The following is a 16455-nucleotide window of genomic DNA, read 5'->3' as shown; positions in this document are numbered from 1 at the left end:
GATTAATCAGCCTTAAAGCCATCATAGTATTTATAGAATGACTTCTTATAATCTGAATTATCTTCGAGAACACTTACATTGCGAATCCATTCAACATTTTCTCTAACAACTTTAGATGGATTACCTGCAATCGCACAGTACTCGTTTTCAAATCTTTTCGTAACTACAGAGTGAGCTCCTATAAGACAATTAGAAGGAACTGTGGCTCTCTTTGTAATATATACTTCTTCACCAACCCAAACTCGATTACCGATAAAAACCCCTTCAGATATATCAAGATAGTCACCAGTCGAACGATCGAAGAGCAAATGAGGTTGGTCTCCACATCTTATTGTTATGTTCTTTGAAAATAGGCAGTCCCTTCCTATTTTTAGCACGTTCCCACTATTGAAAAGCAAAAACCTGTTGCCGCCTTCATTAGTAAAACCAGGAGAAATTTCAAGAAATGTATTATTTGCAGGAAGATTTGAACCGACTCTAATAATCAGACCTTTAACTCGCCCAAGCTTTTGAACAGAAATTTCATTCCCATCACCATTCATAATTAATTGGATATTTCTCGGTTTACTATTAGCGGTGTTCCTTATGACAATCTTGTTATTGTTCCCCGTCACTGAACCGGTAAGATTTATAGCATCACCAATATCAAAGAAGTTTGATTCCCCTTCACAAGAAAATCCCTCAGGTATATTAACATTTTCCGTAGAAGCACACATAAATTATTTACCTATAAATATTTTATCTTTGATAAATTTTAAAATTTCATTACCAATCACCAGTTCGAAATCTTTATTATAATGAGCCAAATCTTTCATTGATGAACTCACTCCATACCTTAAGATAACTTCTGTTGGATCAAAATAGAAAACATTCTCGTTATTTAGCGAAAAATCTGATAGGGCTTTCTGTATTATAAGCCTTGGCTTCGGCACACTACCATCAGGTCTCTCCAGTAAATTATGAGAGAGAAAAATTATTGGCTTACGTGATAACATCGAATAAATTAGCTCCAGATCATCATAAACATCTTCGTAAGTCATAATTCTTGTTTCAGCATTAGCTGCGACTTCAATGTAAAAATCATCCGAAGAGTTTTCTATATCTCTAAGGCACCACTGCTGTAACTCAAATCCATTATAATTATTAGACTTTATAGAAGATATCTCAATTATAAAAACATCAGTATCGTCAAAGAAGTCTTCTCGATGAAATTCAGGAAAGTATCTGGAGACATCATTAATAACTAAAGGGACATATTCTTCAGGTATTTCTAAAGAATTTTTTAGAACGTTAATTTTCTGAATAACATCTCTAGTGCTATGTGTGAACCAGTTAGTTTTACCATGTGCTATTTTGAAATCTTCATGGATACTCCTTTCAATGGGGGAGTAGGCTCTACAACTTCCAATCACACTTAATTTAATATCAGTCAAACTTGATTCCGATGATGTTCTAAAAATTCTCAAATATTGCTCTCGGACAGCCTTCCATGAAAACGTATCCTCAACAAATACTCTCGAGTTTTTAGAAAACTCATTCATCAAATTTGAATCATCTAATAAGCGACTCAGAGCGGCTTTCATCTCATGAATATTACCGTAATCTAAAATATAGCCAGTTTTACCATGTACAATTTTACTTCTATTAACTTCATAATCAAACTCAACGCAAGGCAAACCACAAGCCATCGCTTCAACAGTAACATTTCCAAATGTTTCAGTTTTAGCTGGAAATACAAATATATCGCTACTTCTATATATAGATGGCATATCAAAATAACTGATTTCACCTAACTGGAAGAAGCAATCTTCGACACCCTTTTTCCTTGCATATTCGACTAAGTTTAAACCGTTCCCCTCTTTACCAGCATGAACGAGGACGACATCCTGTCTTTCTTCTCGAATTAGAGCTAAAGCGTCAATAGCTAAATGCAGACTCTTCTTTTTTACATTTCGCCCAACAGTTATAAGAATTTTTGTTGCTTTCGGAAGATTGAATTTATCATGTATCAGATACTCCCTGCCAGGAGTAAAATGTTCTGTATCAACGCCATTATATATCAAACTAATCGGGCCATCAGTTAACGGGCGTACTTCGTCATATATGTGCGGACCAATAACGACATTATGATCAACTTGACGGAGATTGCGTAAGATAACTTCATTTTTTTTAGGATCTAGCCTGTAACCGTAGTTAGACTCCTTGTCAATTTGGATATCTTCACCATGAGTCCGCAACACTACCGGCACATCTAATTCTCTTTTGAGCTCAAGCGCTAAAGATGCTGGCTCATAGGCTCCTTGTACATAAAGAGCCTCAAATGGCATGCTGGCATGGTGTTCTCTAAAAATACGCTTCATATCGTCAGTAGATTTAAAACGTCTGATAATATAATTAGACTTAAGCTCTTTGTAATCTTTCTTAGGCTTGGGTGCGAACAAGACAACGTTATTCCCTGCTTTTGTCAGTTGCGATGACAGGTTATTCACCATCATCTCCATACCAGCTTGCTGAGGCCAAAACCCGTAGGTTAAAACTGCTATATTAAGTTGATTATTTAAGTATCGCGAAACAGCTCTATCTCTATGATCTTTATTTTTATCAAGCACATAAACGCTTTTAACAAATCGTGCTTTCTGCTTAGCTTTAGATACAGCTGTGGCTAACGACTTAAAGTCAACATGCGCTTGTACCTCCAATTCTTTCCATGCCTTCTTGGACAGCAAAAATGCGCTCAATCCCCCTTGCACTAGTTCTTCTTCATAAGCTAATGCGCAATCTGAGTTAGAACCTAATAGCGATGCTGCATATTGCTTGTGTTTTACCACATCAAACTCTAAAGGAGCTTTCTCATCCATAAAGTTATTATTGAATACCATTAATCCCACAGAGTGCTCTTTTTCTAAAAAATCGCAAACCCTCGTGTACCAATCTTTGTTACAGAACATTGCTTGTTCGGGCAAGAATATACCGTATTCATCATCTTTTAGGAGTTTCATGTACTTTGATAAAGATTCAGCACTAAGATCACTTGTAACAAAATTCCTGACTACATGACCAATTTTCGAGGTTGAGTCTTTTGGTAAGCTTGAAATATCTTTAACAGCATGCGAAAGATCATTATCAGCTCTATAAAAATGATATACGTGCAAGCCCTGCATAATATATACAGGGTCACCAGCATTTCGATGAGATAAGTGAATATTGTTGTCGACTTTTAAAAAGCCATCTGTGAACTTGTGTTTCAGCCAAGTTTTTTTGCTAAGCATAATTATTACCCCGGAAGATGAAGGTAACTTAGCGCACTCTACAACTGACTTGCCGTATCTTTTAGATAAATTAGTAGCAAAAACGTCATGATCTAATAAGTTATGATTATTCTCTAGTAAATTTAATCGTTGATAAGGATTATTAATTCTATTTGTTCGACTGATAAAAAGAGCTGTTTCTCCAGCGTGTTCTGAAAAAGCACTAACAACAACATCGCGCCAGCTATTATTTGTGAACATAGCATCATGGTCGATGAAAAGTGCGTACTCATCTTCATCTAATCGTTCCATATATTCGTTATAACAACGACCTAGGTTCATGCCATATGACTTTGGAGCATAAGCAATAAAAACATGTGGCTGTTTTGGTTTGCTATGCGATCTATAAACGTGTTTATGAAAATTTACGTATGGGTTAATGCGGAACTGCTTGCCAATTTTAATCGGATTAGGCCTTACACCTTCTACTTCAAGCGCATACATAAAGGTAAACTGATCACGTTCAGTACCTACTATGTACTCATTCCACCAACGCTTATTTAGTTTTTTATTTTTATCAGTATTGCGCCTAAAAATAAATGCATTTTCAAATAAGCCGTTATCTCTTGGATAGTCAATATCTTCATATTTTTTTAATGCCGACAAGCACAATTCTTTATTTGCAACAACACGGTCTGTTGAATTCATGACAAATTCTATTTCATCATAAACACATTTTCTCTTGTAATGCTTGTATAAGGCAATATCATCCCCTTCCATACACTCGGATATCATTTTACGAACGTCTGGGGTTTTGATTTCGAGACTTGAGTCGATGTAGACGCTTATGTCATGTTCTGGCAAGTATTTGTGGGCCAATATTTTGGGAAGACGCGAGGTACGGCGCGGGTCATCGAGCTTGTCGTTTAGCTGTATAATTTTCCAATGTTTTGATACGAGCTCTTTATTGTCGGTGAACAGTATATACTCTACTGTTGGGTCGATGACCATTGGTTCTTTTACACTCTCGTAACCACCGATGTTTACAGTGTAAACAATTATTTTGTCTTTAGTGGTAAGTGCAGATTTTGCGTTTTGTTCCGCGTCTTTTCTTTTTCTATTTAAACGTGCTTCAGCGAGCTTTAAGTTTACATTTATACGCTGCTGATGTTCAGAGCTTTGTTGAGCGTATTGCTGGTAGAGCTCTAAAGCAGTTTTATAGTCTTGTTCTCTAAAAGCGTTATTGGCTTGCCTTAAAAGGTTTGAAAAGTCCATGTGCTACTCTTTTAATTTATTGCTTTTAATATTTGTTGTCTGATCTTTTTGTTACTGATGCCCTTTTTGTGCACGGAAAACTCAGCGGCATCCCACTCTTCTATTTCAAAAAAGGGATTGAGTTTTTCGATAAGAGCATCGTGTTGCTCTTTAGGCATGTCAATTTTATACCAATGAAACTCTGCGTATAGCTTTGTAATATACTTGAGAGTGTCATCTTGATGCATTTTTTCGAGTATGGCGTATTCAGCGCCTTCTACATCGAGTTTGAGTACTATCTCTTGATAGTATTTCGCTTTCTCGCGAATAAACTCTGATAAATCAATGCACGGCATAACAATAACCGGACAATCTTCATTCTTTACTTCTTTATGGAAATCGATGTTTTTTTCTTTAACTATTGAGCTGCCGTCAGCATCAACTGGATCAATAATGAATTCAATCTCTCCCGTATAATTACTTACCAACTTTTTAATCAGCTGGGTAGGTAAATTTTCGTAGTAAGGCCAAAGCTCGGGATTGCCTTCAAAGGTTATTATCTCGTAGCCTGGGTTGGATAGTTTGAATTTGATGGTTGAGCAACCATCATGCCCTCCACAATCAATGAATAATTTTTTTATTTGACCTCGTTGATCATAACTGTCTAAGCTGATCCAACGAGTACATTTATTCAATTGAGCTAGCTGTTCGTTTTTACGAGCTTGAATAATGTGTTTGCTGCGAGTCTTACCTATGTAGCTCTCTATAGCTAACTTAAAGTTTTTTTCAGAGTTTTCTTTATCTTCAAGTATTGCATGGGCTTTGCCTAGTGTGTTGAACACGCCTGAGATCAATAATTTGGCAGTTTGTTCACTAGGGCGTTCTGGTATATCCTTAAGTGTTTGTTTTACCTGTTCTATTTGTCCAAGTTGAAGCTGAGCACTGGCTTTAAGCGCGAGTTGTTCTTCATTCTGTATCGTTTGAATTTGTGCGAGTCTTGTCCAGTAACCAAATTGCCATAGATTATAAAGTTCTATCATTGGATGAAAGGCATCTAATCTCGAGTGGTAACGCTGCTTTTTTATATCACTCATTTCACTGTCCTTCTGGGCGTTGAAATGTGCTATTTTTGAAGAATAAATCACGAATTAGGGTGATTTGGGCTTCGGCTTTTAGTAGTTCAGCTTTAAGTTGTTCGAGCTGTACACGATTTTCTTTTTCTTGGATCTGGAGTTCACGGTTTTGTGTTTGCAGGACTTTGCACTGAGTTTTTACCTCTTTTAAGGCGTCCGTTTGTTTTTCTTTGGCGGCTTTTTGTTCAACTCGTTGCTTATCAATTTCGATCAGTTTTGTTTCTTTCTCAGCCAGTACTTTAGCTTGGTCAGCTTTTTCAGTCTTGATGACATTCAGCTGTTTGGCGGCTTCCGATGCTGCTTTGTTTGCTTCGGCAATCTTAAAGTCTTTTTCGGCCAATGCCTTCGCTTGCTCAGCTTTTATGATTTCCAACTGTTTGGCCGCTTCAGATGCGATCTTGTTAGCTTCTGCAATCTTAGAATCTTTCTCGGCCAATGCCTTCGCCTGCTCAGCTTCTTTTTGCTCAGCCTTCTTCTTTTCTTCTAAAAGCTGTTGCTGGGTGCCTTGTAGAGTCTGCCAAAGAGGGTTTACAGTAAAACCCAGCTTTGGTAAATCTGGGTCGCTGTTGTCTTGGGTTCGTAACTCGTAGCCTTGTTGGCTGAGGAATTGAACTATGTCAGAAGTAGTGGCTGCGTTTTGGTACATGGACTCAGTACTAGTTTGCAGTTCTAAGTGGTTAAATATGCTTAGTAATCCGTCTTGTGCCAGGGCACGCAATAACGGTAAGCATTGATCGATGATGTCTATTCGTAATGTGTTGTTTTTATTATTTAATGTCTGGTTACGGATAAATTCAGCAATAGGGGTTGTAGTTAGGGTTTGTGTGGTTTTAAGTTTTATGCCTGGAAACAGCTTGCGAAGGCCGGTCAATTCTGACAACGCTGAATATTCACTGAGATTATAATGATAAAATTCGGTTTCGCCTGCCCGAGGCGCAAGGCACACCGGCGCGAATGTTAGATTCTCTTTGATCCCACTTTTTGCAACGCTTTGTTTTTCTAATGTTTTTAAAGCACTTGGGTTAGCATCAACCAGTACAACCTGTGTCTCATCGGCAATGCAGCTTAGGTCAGCGTTGTAACCGACACCTAGCCAAACGAGCGTGTCTGAGCCTGCGTATGTACTAAGTGTCATAAATTCGTCCCTTTCTGATGCTGTTGAAGTTTAGGAGATGGGGTTCGGCCTTCTTGCACTCCAAATTTTACGTAGTGTAATAAAGGGTTAATGCCATTTTTAGCGACATCTGGGTATCTGGATAAATACCAGTTGCTGTCGAACAAAGGACCTGGTGCGCGACCCTCGGCTCCGCCGAAACATAAATAATGTTCGGCAGGGGGCATACCTGACTCTGCTACATCTTGGTAGTTTTGTAGATACCAGCTAACGTCAAAGTATTCTGACGCCAGAATAAGGGCGGCGTCTTGCCTGAGTTGCTCTCTGTTTCGTCTCTTTGCGCTGAGGACTTTTGTCAGTTTGCGCACTGGAGCAACGCTTTTCCACAATTTTGAAGCAGATATTGCCTTTAACTCTGCCTGAACGGCGGCCAGTTGGTGTTTTGATTTTACAACTTCGGCTGCTGCTTTTTTTAGCTTGTAGTCCAGTTCTTCCTGTACAGAGAACAGCTGCTGCAGTAAAACTTCGTTTTCGTCCTTGCTTACAGCCAGTTGTTGCTCAGTGTTTTTGTTTAATTGTGAGGTCTTTTCTAACTTGATTTGTTGTTGTTTCTCTGCACTAAAAGCCTTTTCTAGCTCTTCTTGAACGTGGAAAAGTTGATGCAAAAGGAGTTCGTTTTCGCCTTTGCTATCTGCCAGCTGCTCCTCTTTTTGAACTATGGCCACTTGGTAAATTGCGTCAAGGTCAAAGCTGAGATAGGGGTCATCAAGTAATGGCAGGCTGCAGGCGATAAGTCGTTGCCAAGTGGTTTCTGTTTCATGATTTTGTCTTAGCGCTTGCGAAGCCATGAGGGAGTAGAAGTCATGACTAAGGCGTGAAGGTGCCTCGCCAATTGCAGAAAACTTACTTGCAAGCCATTCAGGTATTTGGGCAGGGCAGATTAGTAGGCCATCGGCTTGCGCAAGATGAAGCTGTCGCCGATGTTGCTGCTGCAATTTTAAGATTTCCACCGTTTGCTGATTCCAGATGGAAACAGAGTGGCTAAGAGATTTGCCTTCGCGCAGTAAGTTCGAAACTAAAATTTCTGGTGAATCGAGGCTAAGCACTAACTGAATTTCTTTGTTTGCTAAGAGTTGGCTGATGTCGGCTAAGGTCAACGCGGAATAGATGCAGTAGGCTTTGCTATCCGTTGACTCTGTATGAAGTTCGTTAATGTCATCGAACTTCTTCAGCGATGCGAGCTGGCAACGGTTAATTATTTGCTGCCATGATTCACTATTTTTTAAGCTGACTAAAAATTGCATTGCTCTATCTCTCTTATTATTCGCTCAGTGCTGTATCGCAGATTGTTTTTAGGGTTTACACCGCTGGTGGGGATTCATAAATCCACAAGAATACGCTCACGGTTTATTAGGCCGATAATATGAACTGCATACCTTCTTCTAACAATTCCACGCCGAAGCCTAGATAATTACGCACAAGACTGCCTTAATTATTTGCCTCGTAACTGCCTTTGAATTTTTATTGAAAGCTTGCAGTTGGACATGAATTCACTCAGTCGGCACCTTGGAAAATTCGTTAGCTAAGACGCTGATTATGGTAACCTTTAGCTTTACTTTATGAAAGCGCTAACCACGTAGTATATTTTTAGCTGAGCAGGAATATTGTGTTGCATAGCTAAAATGCATAATTAATGAGTTATGTTTTATATATAAAAGTTAAAGACTAGCTAAATAATAAGCTAGAGTGTTTGGTCGTACTAAAAGGGAAAGTAGCCACATTGGAGTTCAGGGTAAAACCATATGGACAAAGTCCCTACTCAGACCTCATTATAATTGTAACAAAAAAAAGGGACCTGAGTTTTCACTCAGGTCCCTTTTTTAATGAAGTAATCTCTTACTCTTCTGTCGCTTCGGCTTCTTCAGAAACTTCAACTTCAGGACGGTCTACCAGTTCAACAAACGCCATAGGAGCGTTGTCGCCTGTACGGAAACCGCATTTAAGAATGCGAGTGTAACCGCCAGGGCGAGCTTCGTAACGAGGACCAAGCTCGTTGAACAGTTTACCTACTACCTCTTTATCACCTGTACGGGCCATAGCCAGACGGCGGTTTGCAACGCTGTCTTGTTTAGCCAGTGTGATTAAAGGCTCGATTACGCGACGTAATTCTTTCGCTTTTGGTAACGTCGTTTTGATCACTTCGTGCTTGACCAGTGAGCCGGCCATGTTTTTGAACATAGCTTGACGATGGCTGCTGTTGCGATTCAACTGACGACCACTCTTACGATGGCGCATAGTTTTATCCTTCTCTACAAATCAGTTTGATAAAAACCTGATTAATCTTTCTCAGCGATGCTCTCTGGTGGCCAGTTTTCCAGGCGCATGCCCAGAGACAATCCACGAGATGCAAGAACATCTTTGATTTCAGTTAGCGATTTCTTACCAAGGTTAGGCGTCTTAAGTAACTCAACCTCAGTACGCTGAACCAGGTCACCAATGTACTGGATAGCTTCTGCTTTCAAACAGTTTGCAGAACGTACAGTTAATTCCAGGTCATCAACAGGACGTAACAGAATCGGATCGAATTCCGGCTTCTCTTCTTTCTGAACAGGTTCAGAAACGTCACGCAGATCAACGAAGGCATCTAATTGCTCAGCCAGAATAGTGGCTGCGCGGCGGATCGCTTCTTCAGGATCCAGAGTACCGTTCGTTTCCATATCGATGATCAGTTTGTCTAAGTCTGTGCGTTGTTCAACACGGGCAGACTCGACTGAATAAGCAATACGTTCAACAGGGCTGTATGAAGCATCAACTAACAAACGACCAATTGGACGATCATCTTCCTCGGAGGAGCGACGAGTAGCAGCAGGAATGTAACCACGGCCAGTTTCAACTTTAATGCGCATGCTGATTTCAGCTTCGCCGGTTAAAGTACAGATAACGTGCTCAGGGTTAACGATTTCTACGTCACCGTCATGCTGAATATCACCAGCAACAACAGGGCCAGCGCCAGATTTCACTATTGTCAGGGTTGCCTCAGTTTTACCTTCAAGGCGAACCGCTAAACCTTTCAGATTCAGCAGAATTTCGATTACATCTTCCTGCACACCTTCTTTGGTGCTGTACTCGTGTAATACGCCGTCAATTTCGACCTCAGTTACCGCACATCCAGGCATGGATGACAGTAAGATACGGCGAAGGGCGTTACCCAGAGTGTGGCCAAAGCCGCGCTCCAGTGGTTCCAAAGTTACTTTGGCACGAGTAGGAGAAACGTTTTCGATCTCAACTAATCTCGGTTTCAGGAATTCAGTCACAGAACCCACAATGCTTCCTCTTTAGTTAGCTTTACTTAGAGTAAAGTTCGACGATCAACTGTTCGTTAATTTCAGCAGACAGGTCAGTTCTTTCCGGAACGCGCTTGAAAGTGCCTTCCATTTTGCTGTTGTCTACTTCAATCCAGGTTGGCTTCTCACGTTGGTCAGCCAGTTCCAAAGCAGCAACGATACGCGCTTGCTTTTTAGCCTTTTCACGAACAGAAACCACGTCTTCGGCAGAAACGTTAAACGATGGAATGTTCACAACTTGACCATTTACCATGATCGCCTTGTGGCTAACCAGCTGACGTGCTTCTGCACGAGTGCTGGCGAATCCCATACGATAAACTACGTTATCCAGACGCTGCTCAAGAAGTTGCAACAGGTTTTCACCGGTGTTGCCTTTCAGACGGGCAGCTTCTTTATAGTAGTTACGGAATTGTTTTTCCAGAACGCCGTACATACGACGAACTTTTTGCTTTTCACGCAACTGTACACCGTAGTCAGACAGACGGCCACGACGGGCACCGTGCTGACCAGGCGCATTATCGATTTTACACTTAGAATCGATTGCGCGAACGCCGCTTTTCAGGAACAGGTCAGTTCCTTCGCGACGGCTAAGTTTGAGTTTAGGACCCAAATATCTTGCCATGTTCTTTCTCCAACTGTCCGGCGATTAAACGCGACGTTTTTTCGGTGGACGACAACCGTTGTGAGGAATAGGGGTCACATCGGTAATGTTTGTGATCTTATAACCAGTTGCGTTAAGTGCACGGATAGCAGACTCACGGCCTGGACCCGGACCTTTAACGAAAACTTCAAGGTTTTTCAGACCGTAGTCTTGTGCGGCTACGCCAGCACGCTCAGCAGCAACCTGTGCAGCAAAAGGTGTAGATTTACGTGAACCACGGAAACCTGAACCACCTGATGTCGCCCATGCTAATGCATTGCCTTGACGGTCAGTGATAGTCACAATTGTGTTGTTGAAAGACGCATGGATATGAGCCATACCGTCTGCAACCTGACGCTTAGCGCGTTTACGCGTAGTACGAGTAGGTGCTTTTGCCATAACTTAATCTCCCCGCTTACTTCTTAATTGGCTTACGAGGACCTTTACGGGTACGCGCATTAGTTTTAGTGCGCTGACCACGTAGAGGCAAGCTACGACGGTGGCGGATACCACGGAAGCAACCCAGGTCCATCAAACGTTTGATGCTCATAGATACTTCACGACGCAGATCACCTTCAACGGTGAACTTTGCCACTTCTTCACGAAGCTTCTCTACAGTTGCTTCGTCAAGCTCTTTTACTTTTGTTGATTCTGCAACACCAGCGTTAGCACAGATCTCTTTTGCACGAGTTGCGCCTACACCGTAAATCGCTTGAAGCGCGATTACAGTGTGCTTGTGTTCAGGAATGTTAATGCCAGCGATACGGGCCATTAACAGCACTCCTCTTAATTTTAATGTCGACGACCTAAAAAGCCCGATAGGATACTTACCCGACGACAAAATTGCAACTTAAGGTTCATAAAATCGAAATAGAGCAAGCTGAACCCAGTACGAGGTTCAGCTTACATTTCGAATTTTAACCGCGTTTTAGATTAGCCTTGACGCTGCTTATGCTTAGGGTCAGAGCTGCAAATCACACGCACAACACCGTTGCGCTTGATGATTTTACAGTTACGGCAAATCTTCTTTACTGATGCACGAACTTTCATTACATCACTCCGTAGTGCACTAATCTTAGCGGCCGTAGCCTTTCAGATTAGCTTTCTTCAGAACAGACTCATACTGACTGGACATCAGATGTGTCTGCACCTGTGCCATAAAGTCCATGATAACAACCACGATAATCAGAAGCGACGTACCACCGAAGTAGAACGGCACATTCCACGCAATCAACATGAATTCAGGCACTAAACAAATAAAGGTTATGTAAAGTGCGCCAGCCAGAGTCAGACGAGTCATTACCTTATCGATATAACGTGATGTTTGCTCACCCGGACGGATACCAGGAATGAACGCACCGGACTTCTTCAGGTTATCTGCTGTTTCACGCGGATTGAAAACCAACGCTGTATAGAAGAAGCAGAAGAAGATAATCGCAGTTGCGTATAACATCACGTACAGCGGCTGACCAGGAGAAAGCATTAATGCTACATCCTGCAACCACGCTGTAGATTCATTCTGACCGAACCAACCAGCAATGGTGGACGGGAACAGAATGATGCTGGATGCGAAGATTGGTGGAATAACACCAGCCATGTTCACTTTCAGCGGTAAGTGTGTGCTTTGCGCTGCAAAAACCTTACGGCCCTGCTGACGCTTAGCATAGTTCACAACAATACGACGCTGGGCACGTTCTACGAACACTACCAGGTAAATCAGGCCGATGACAATTACGCCAATCAACATCAGGAACAACAGGTTAATGTCGCCCTGTCTTGCTTGTTCCGCTGTCTGACCAATCGCTGTTGGCAGACCGGCAACAATACCAGCAAAAATCAATATCGAGATACCGTTACCGATACCACGTTCAGTAATTTGCTCACCTAACCACATCAGGAACATGGTTCCTGTGACTAAGCTAACTACCGCTGTAAAGTAGAATCCGAAGCCAGGGTTTATAACCAAACCATTAATCAGGTTAGGCAGGTTCGTCGCGATTCCAATAGATTGGAACGTAGCCAGTACCAGCGTCAAATAACGCGTGTACTGACTGATTTTACGACGGCCTGCTTCGCCTTCTTTTTTAAGCTCCATCATCGGTGGATGAACCACCGTGAGCAACTGCATAATAATTGATGCAGTAATGTATGGCATAATGCCCAAAGCCAGAACGGATGCACGCTCAAGCGCACCACCGGAGAACATGTTGAACATTTCTACGATGGTACCTTTTTGTTGCTCAAACAACTCAGCAAGAACTGCCGCATCGATGCCAGGAAGAGGCACATAAGAGCCCAGTCTGAATACGACGATCGCACCTAGTACGAACAACAACCTTGACTTCAGCTCACTCAAGCCGCTTTTCGCGCCTGAATCCAATCCTGGTTTAGCCATCTAGCTTATTCCTCTACTTTACCGCCGGCGGCTTCAATCGCTGCAAGAGCGCCTTTAGTAACCTTTAACCCGCTAACTGTAACAGCGCGCGATACTTCGCCGCTCTTAACTACTTTAACGAACTGCACGTCTTTCTTAACAAGACCAGCAGCTTTCAAAGAGTCAAGGGAAACCGTATCACCTTCAACCTTAGCGATTTCAGTCAGAGTTACCTGATCGGTAACAAAGCTCTTACGAGAGGTGAAACCAAACTTAGGCAGACGGCGCTGAATTGGCATCTGACCACCTTCAAAGCCTTGTCTGATGGTACCGCCTGAACGGCTGGTTTGGCCTTTGTGACCACGGCCACCGGTTTTACCCAGACCTGAACCAATACCACGACCTACACGCTTAGCTGCTGGTTTTGAACCTTCTGCAGGAGAAATTGTATTTAAACGCATGTCTTACTCCTCCACGATCTCAACCATGTAATATACACGGTTGATCATGCCACGTACTGCTGGGGTATCTTCCAGTTCACGGACATGGTTGATTTTACGAAGACCTAAGCCTTTAAGCGTCGCTTTGTGCTTTGGCAGACGGCCAATTGCACTTTTAGTTTGCTTTACTTTAATCGTTGCCATGTCTGATTACCCCAAAATTTCTTCTACAGACAATCCACGCTTCGCTGCAATACCCGCTGGAGAGTTCATCTCAGTCAGCGCGTTTACTGTTGCACGAACAACGTTGATTGGGTTTGTAGAGCCGTAGCATTTTGAAAGTACGTTCTGTACACCAGCTACTTCAAGTACTGCACGCATCGCACCACCGGCAATGATACCGGTACCTTCAGATGCAGGCTGCATGTAAACTTTAGAGCCAGAGTGACGACCTTTAATTGGGTGCTGCAACGTGTGACCGTTCAGGTCTACGTTAACCATGTTGCGACGCGCTTTTTCCATCGCTTTTTGGATAGCAGCAGGCACTTCACGTGCTTTACCGTAACCAAAACCAACACGGCCATTGCCGTCACCAACTACAGTCAGTGCAGTGAAACTAAAGATACGACCACCTTTAACCACTTTAGAAACGCGGTTTACAGCGATCAATTTCTCTAAAAATTCACCGTTTTGAACTTCTTGTTTAGCCATTATTCTTCACTCCTAGAACTGAAGACCAGCTTCGCGAGCTGCATCAGCTAATGCTTTTACGCGACCGTGGTATTTAAAACCGCTGCGATCGAAAGCAACAACTTTGATGCCTTTTTCGATTGCACGCTCGGCGATAGCTTTACCCACTGCCGCAGCTGCTTCTGCATTACCAGTTGCTTTCAGATCTGCTGCCAGACCTTTTTCAACGGTAGAAGCCGCCGCCAGTACCTCAGAACCGCTAGGCGCGATTAACTGGGCATAGATGTGGCGAGGTGTACGGTTAATTACCAGGCGATGCGCGGCCAATTCACGGATTTTAGCGCGTGCGCGAGTTGCGCGACGTAAACGTGATGTTTTCTTATCCATCGTATCACCCACCTACTTTTTCTTAGCTTCTTTACGACGAACGTTTTCATCAGCATAACGAACACCTTTACCTTTGTAAGGCTCTGGTGGACGGTAGCCGCGAATGTTTGCCGCAACCTGACCTACAACCTGCTTATCCGCGCCTTTAACGAGGATTTCAGTTTGTGTAGGAGTTTCAACTGTAATGCCTTCAGGCATTTCATAAACTACAGGGTGTGAGAAACCTAAAGTCAGGTTCAGTTTGGCACCTTGTGCTTGTGCACGGTAACCAACACCTTGCAACTGCAGTTTTTTCTCGAAACCTTCAGATACACCCTGGACCATGCCGTTCAACAGCGCGCGCGCAGTACCAGCCTGAGCCCATGCATCAGCAAAACCTTCACGAGGAAGTGCTTTCAGCTGGTTCTCTTCTTGTACAACTTCAACAGCGTCGTTGAATACACGTACCAGTGTACCTTTACTACCCTTAACAGTAACTTCCTGACCGTTGATTTTAACTTCAACGCCAGATGCTACGTTAACAGGGGCTTTTGCTACTCGTGACATTTCAACTCCTCCGATTACGCTACATAACCGATGATCTCACCGCCCATGCCTGCTTTACGCGCAGCACGGTCAGTCATCACACCTTTAGAAGTTGACACGATAGCAACGCCTAAACCACCCATTACTTTTGGCAGCTCATCTTTTTTCTTATAGATGCGCAGACCAGGACGGCTTACACGTTCAATTGTGTCGATTACTTGCTTACCTTCGAAGTACTTAAGAGTAACTTCAAGAGTAGGCTTAACGTCACCAGAAGCAGCGAAGTCAGTGATATAACCTTCAGCTTTCAGTACTTCACAGATTGCTACGCGAAGTTTTGAAGAAGGCATAACAACAGAAACTTTCTGTGCCATCTGGCCGTTACGGATGCGGGTAAACATATCCGCGATAGGATCTTGCATGCTCATTTTTAGCTACTCCTTACCAGCTGGCTTTTTTCAGGCCAGGGACTTCACCGCGCATCGCTGCTTCACGCAACTTGATACGGCTCAGACCGAACTTACGTAGGAAACCGTGTGGACGGCCAGTAACGCGGCAGCGGTTTTGCTGACGAGATTTAGCACTGTCACGTGGCAGTTGTTGTAGCTTCAGAACAGCATCCCAACGCTCTTCTTCAGAGGCGTTAACATCGCTGATAATCGCTTTAAGTGCGGCACGTTTTTCAGCATACTTAGCGACAAGCTTCGCACGCTTTACTTCACGGGCCTTCATTGATTCTTTTGCCATAACCCTACACCCCTTATTTTTTGAATGGGAAGTTGAACGCGGTCAACAGAGCACGTGCTTCATCATCAGTTTTTGCACTGGTAGTGATAGTGATATCCATACCGCGTACTTTATCCACTTTATCGAAATCGATTTCAGGGAAGATGATTTGTTCACGAACGCCCATGCTGTAGTTTCCACGACCGTCAAAAGACTTTGAACTCAGGCCACGGAAGTCGCGGATACGAGGAATTGCGATTGAAATCAAACGCTCTAAGAATTCCCACATACGCTCGCCACGCAGGGTTACTTTACAGCCAATCGGATAACCTTCACGGATTTTAAAACCCGCAACAGATTTACGCGCAACGGTAACAATAGGTTTTTGACCTGCGATAGCAGCCATATCGGCAGTCGCATTCTCAAGAACTTTCTTGTCAGCTACGGCTTCACCTAAACCCATGTTTAAGGTGATTTTTTCAATCCGAGGGACTTGCATGACGCTTTGGTAACTGAACTGCTTAGCAAGGTCAGCTACTACCGTTTCTTTATAGAAATCATGCAGTTTCGCCATCGTACT

The 16455-nt window shown here is 42.7% G+C and carries 20 protein-coding genes; all 20 read right to left on the bottom strand.

The window, feature by feature from the left end; all coding sequences use genetic code 11:
- Positions 1-2: 2 nt before the first annotated feature.
- The 20 genes from DS731_RS02665 to rplE all read right to left on the bottom strand — a co-directional run bounded on the left by DS731_RS02665 (position 3) and on the right by rplE (position 16449).
- Entirely contained in the window at positions 3-716 is a 714-nt protein-coding gene (locus DS731_RS02665; RefSeq protein ID WP_119499882.1) for a hypothetical protein, read from the bottom strand.
- Positions 717-719: 3 nt separating this feature from the next.
- Entirely contained in the window at positions 720-4523 is a 3804-nt protein-coding gene (locus DS731_RS02660; protein ID WP_119499881.1) for a glycosyltransferase, read from the bottom strand.
- Between the two features lie 11 nt (positions 4524-4534).
- The gene (locus tag DS731_RS02655) at positions 4535-5596 is read right to left on the bottom strand and encodes an FkbM family methyltransferase (protein WP_119499880.1); all 1062 of its coding nucleotides are present in this window, start codon (positions 5594-5596) and stop codon (positions 4535-4537) included.
- 1 nt (position 5597) lies between these two features.
- Complete coding sequence (locus DS731_RS02650; protein WP_119499879.1) at positions 5598-6770, bottom strand: hypothetical protein; 1173 nt, start codon at positions 6768-6770, stop codon at positions 5598-5600.
- Positions 6767-8053 carry a hypothetical protein gene (locus tag DS731_RS02645; RefSeq protein ID WP_119499878.1) on the bottom strand — a complete coding sequence of 429 codons (1287 nt, stop codon included), beginning with the start codon at positions 8051-8053 and terminating at the stop codon, positions 6767-6769. Before DS731_RS02645 ends, DS731_RS02650 begins: the two co-directional genes overlap by 4 nt.
- Positions 8054-8645: 592 nt before the next feature.
- Entirely contained in the window at positions 8646-9044 is a 399-nt protein-coding gene (gene rplQ / locus DS731_RS02640; protein WP_119499877.1) for a 50S ribosomal protein L17, read from the bottom strand.
- A gap of 41 nt (positions 9045-9085) precedes the next feature.
- The gene (locus DS731_RS02635) at positions 9086-10075 is read right to left on the bottom strand and encodes a DNA-directed RNA polymerase subunit alpha (protein ID WP_119499876.1); all 990 of its coding nucleotides are present in this window, start codon (positions 10073-10075) and stop codon (positions 9086-9088) included.
- A 19-nt stretch (positions 10076-10094) separates the two neighbouring features.
- Positions 10095-10715 carry a 30S ribosomal protein S4 gene (gene rpsD / locus DS731_RS02630; RefSeq protein ID WP_119499875.1) on the bottom strand — a complete coding sequence of 207 codons (621 nt, stop codon included), beginning with the start codon at positions 10713-10715 and terminating at the stop codon, positions 10095-10097.
- A gap of 24 nt (positions 10716-10739) precedes the next feature.
- Entirely contained in the window at positions 10740-11132 is a 393-nt protein-coding gene (gene rpsK, locus DS731_RS02625) for a 30S ribosomal protein S11 (protein ID WP_070125761.1), read from the bottom strand.
- Between the two features lie 16 nt (positions 11133-11148).
- Positions 11149-11505, bottom strand: a complete 357-nt coding sequence (rpsM, locus tag DS731_RS02620) for a 30S ribosomal protein S13 (RefSeq protein ID WP_119499874.1) — start codon at positions 11503-11505, stop codon at positions 11149-11151.
- 161 nt (positions 11506-11666) lie between these two features.
- Entirely contained in the window at positions 11667-11783 is a 117-nt protein-coding gene (rpmJ, locus tag DS731_RS02615) for a 50S ribosomal protein L36 (protein ID WP_073325329.1), read from the bottom strand.
- A 25-nt stretch (positions 11784-11808) separates the two neighbouring features.
- Positions 11809-13128: a preprotein translocase subunit SecY gene (secY, locus tag DS731_RS02610; protein ID WP_119499873.1), complete on the bottom strand. Its 1320-nt coding sequence runs from the start codon at positions 13126-13128 to the stop codon at positions 11809-11811.
- A 5-nt stretch (positions 13129-13133) separates the two neighbouring features.
- Positions 13134-13568 (bottom strand): 50S ribosomal protein L15, encoded by a 435-nt coding sequence (rplO, locus tag DS731_RS02605; RefSeq protein WP_119499872.1) that lies wholly within the window; start codon positions 13566-13568, stop codon positions 13134-13136.
- 3 nt (positions 13569-13571) lie between these two features.
- A complete protein-coding gene (gene rpmD, locus DS731_RS02600; RefSeq protein ID WP_014950907.1) occupies positions 13572-13751 on the bottom strand; it encodes a 50S ribosomal protein L30 in 180 nt (59 codons plus the stop codon).
- A gap of 6 nt (positions 13752-13757) precedes the next feature.
- Positions 13758-14258, bottom strand: coding sequence for a 30S ribosomal protein S5 (rpsE, locus tag DS731_RS02595; protein WP_119499871.1), 501 nt, complete (start codon positions 14256-14258; stop codon positions 13758-13760).
- Between the two features lie 12 nt (positions 14259-14270).
- Positions 14271-14624, bottom strand: a complete 354-nt coding sequence (rplR, locus tag DS731_RS02590; RefSeq protein WP_119503270.1) for a 50S ribosomal protein L18 — start codon at positions 14622-14624, stop codon at positions 14271-14273.
- A 12-nt stretch (positions 14625-14636) separates the two neighbouring features.
- Complete coding sequence (gene rplF, locus DS731_RS02585; protein ID WP_119499870.1) at positions 14637-15170, bottom strand: 50S ribosomal protein L6; 534 nt, start codon at positions 15168-15170, stop codon at positions 14637-14639.
- Between the two features lie 14 nt (positions 15171-15184).
- Positions 15185-15577 carry a 30S ribosomal protein S8 gene (gene rpsH / locus DS731_RS02580; RefSeq protein ID WP_119499869.1) on the bottom strand — a complete coding sequence of 131 codons (393 nt, stop codon included), beginning with the start codon at positions 15575-15577 and terminating at the stop codon, positions 15185-15187.
- A 13-nt stretch (positions 15578-15590) separates the two neighbouring features.
- Positions 15591-15896 (bottom strand): 30S ribosomal protein S14, encoded by a 306-nt coding sequence (rpsN, locus tag DS731_RS02575; RefSeq protein WP_070125769.1) that lies wholly within the window; start codon positions 15894-15896, stop codon positions 15591-15593.
- 13 nt (positions 15897-15909) lie between these two features.
- Complete coding sequence (rplE, locus tag DS731_RS02570) at positions 15910-16449, bottom strand: 50S ribosomal protein L5 (protein ID WP_119499868.1); 540 nt, start codon at positions 16447-16449, stop codon at positions 15910-15912.
- Positions 16450-16455: the final 6 nt, after the last annotated feature.

This window comes from Alteromonas sp. RKMC-009 (assembly GCF_003584565.2).
In the GTDB taxonomy this organism is placed as follows: Bacteria; Pseudomonadota; Gammaproteobacteria; order Enterobacterales; family Alteromonadaceae; genus Alteromonas.
This window is presented reverse-complemented; position numbering and strand designations above follow the sequence as displayed.

What these genes read in the sequence shown, in the direction of transcription:
- rpsK (WP_070125761.1), bottom strand. Translation starts at nt 11,132, where the DNA reads ATGGCAAAAGCACCTACTCGTACTACGCGTAAACGCGCTAAGCGTCAG.
- secY (WP_119499873.1), bottom strand. Translation starts at nt 13,128, where the DNA reads ATGGCTAAACCAGGATTGGATTCAGGCGCGAAAAGCGGCTTGAGTGAG.
- rplR (WP_119503270.1), bottom strand. Translation starts at nt 14,624, where the DNA reads ATGGATAAGAAAACATCACGTTTACGTCGCGCAACTCGCGCACGCGCT.
- rpsN (WP_070125769.1), bottom strand. Translation starts at nt 15,896, where the DNA reads ATGGCAAAAGAATCAATGAAGGCCCGTGAAGTAAAGCGTGCGAAGCTT.
- DS731_RS02650 (WP_119499879.1), bottom strand. Translation starts at nt 6,770, where the DNA reads ATGACACTTAGTACATACGCAGGCTCAGACACGCTCGTTTGGCTAGGT.
- rplO (WP_119499872.1), bottom strand. Translation starts at nt 13,568, where the DNA reads ATGCGTTTAAATACAATTTCTCCTGCAGAAGGTTCAAAACCAGCAGCT.
- DS731_RS02655 (WP_119499880.1), bottom strand. Translation starts at nt 5,596, where the DNA reads ATGAGTGATATAAAAAAGCAGCGTTACCACTCGAGATTAGATGCCTTT.
- rpsH (WP_119499869.1), bottom strand. Translation starts at nt 15,577, where the DNA reads ATGAGCATGCAAGATCCTATCGCGGATATGTTTACCCGCATCCGTAAC.
- DS731_RS02660 (WP_119499881.1), bottom strand. Translation starts at nt 4,523, where the DNA reads ATGGACTTTTCAAACCTTTTAAGGCAAGCCAATAACGCTTTTAGAGAA.
- rpmJ (WP_073325329.1), bottom strand. Translation starts at nt 11,783, where the DNA reads ATGAAAGTTCGTGCATCAGTAAAGAAGATTTGCCGTAACTGTAAAATC.
- rpmD (WP_014950907.1), bottom strand. Translation starts at nt 13,751, where the DNA reads ATGGCAACGATTAAAGTAAAGCAAACTAAAAGTGCAATTGGCCGTCTG.
- rplQ (WP_119499877.1), bottom strand. Translation starts at nt 9,044, where the DNA reads ATGCGCCATCGTAAGAGTGGTCGTCAGTTGAATCGCAACAGCAGCCAT.
- rpsD (WP_119499875.1), bottom strand. Translation starts at nt 10,715, where the DNA reads ATGGCAAGATATTTGGGTCCTAAACTCAAACTTAGCCGTCGCGAAGGA.
- rpsE (WP_119499871.1), bottom strand. Translation starts at nt 14,258, where the DNA reads ATGGCTAAACAAGAAGTTCAAAACGGTGAATTTTTAGAGAAATTGATC.
- rplE (WP_119499868.1), bottom strand. Translation starts at nt 16,449, where the DNA reads ATGGCGAAACTGCATGATTTCTATAAAGAAACGGTAGTAGCTGACCTT.
- rplF (WP_119499870.1), bottom strand. Translation starts at nt 15,170, where the DNA reads ATGTCACGAGTAGCAAAAGCCCCTGTTAACGTAGCATCTGGCGTTGAA.
- rpsM (WP_119499874.1), bottom strand. Translation starts at nt 11,505, where the DNA reads ATGGCCCGTATCGCTGGCATTAACATTCCTGAACACAAGCACACTGTA.
- DS731_RS02665 (WP_119499882.1), bottom strand. Translation starts at nt 716, where the DNA reads ATGTGTGCTTCTACGGAAAATGTTAATATACCTGAGGGATTTTCTTGT.
- DS731_RS02645 (WP_119499878.1), bottom strand. Translation starts at nt 8,053, where the DNA reads ATGCAATTTTTAGTCAGCTTAAAAAATAGTGAATCATGGCAGCAAATA.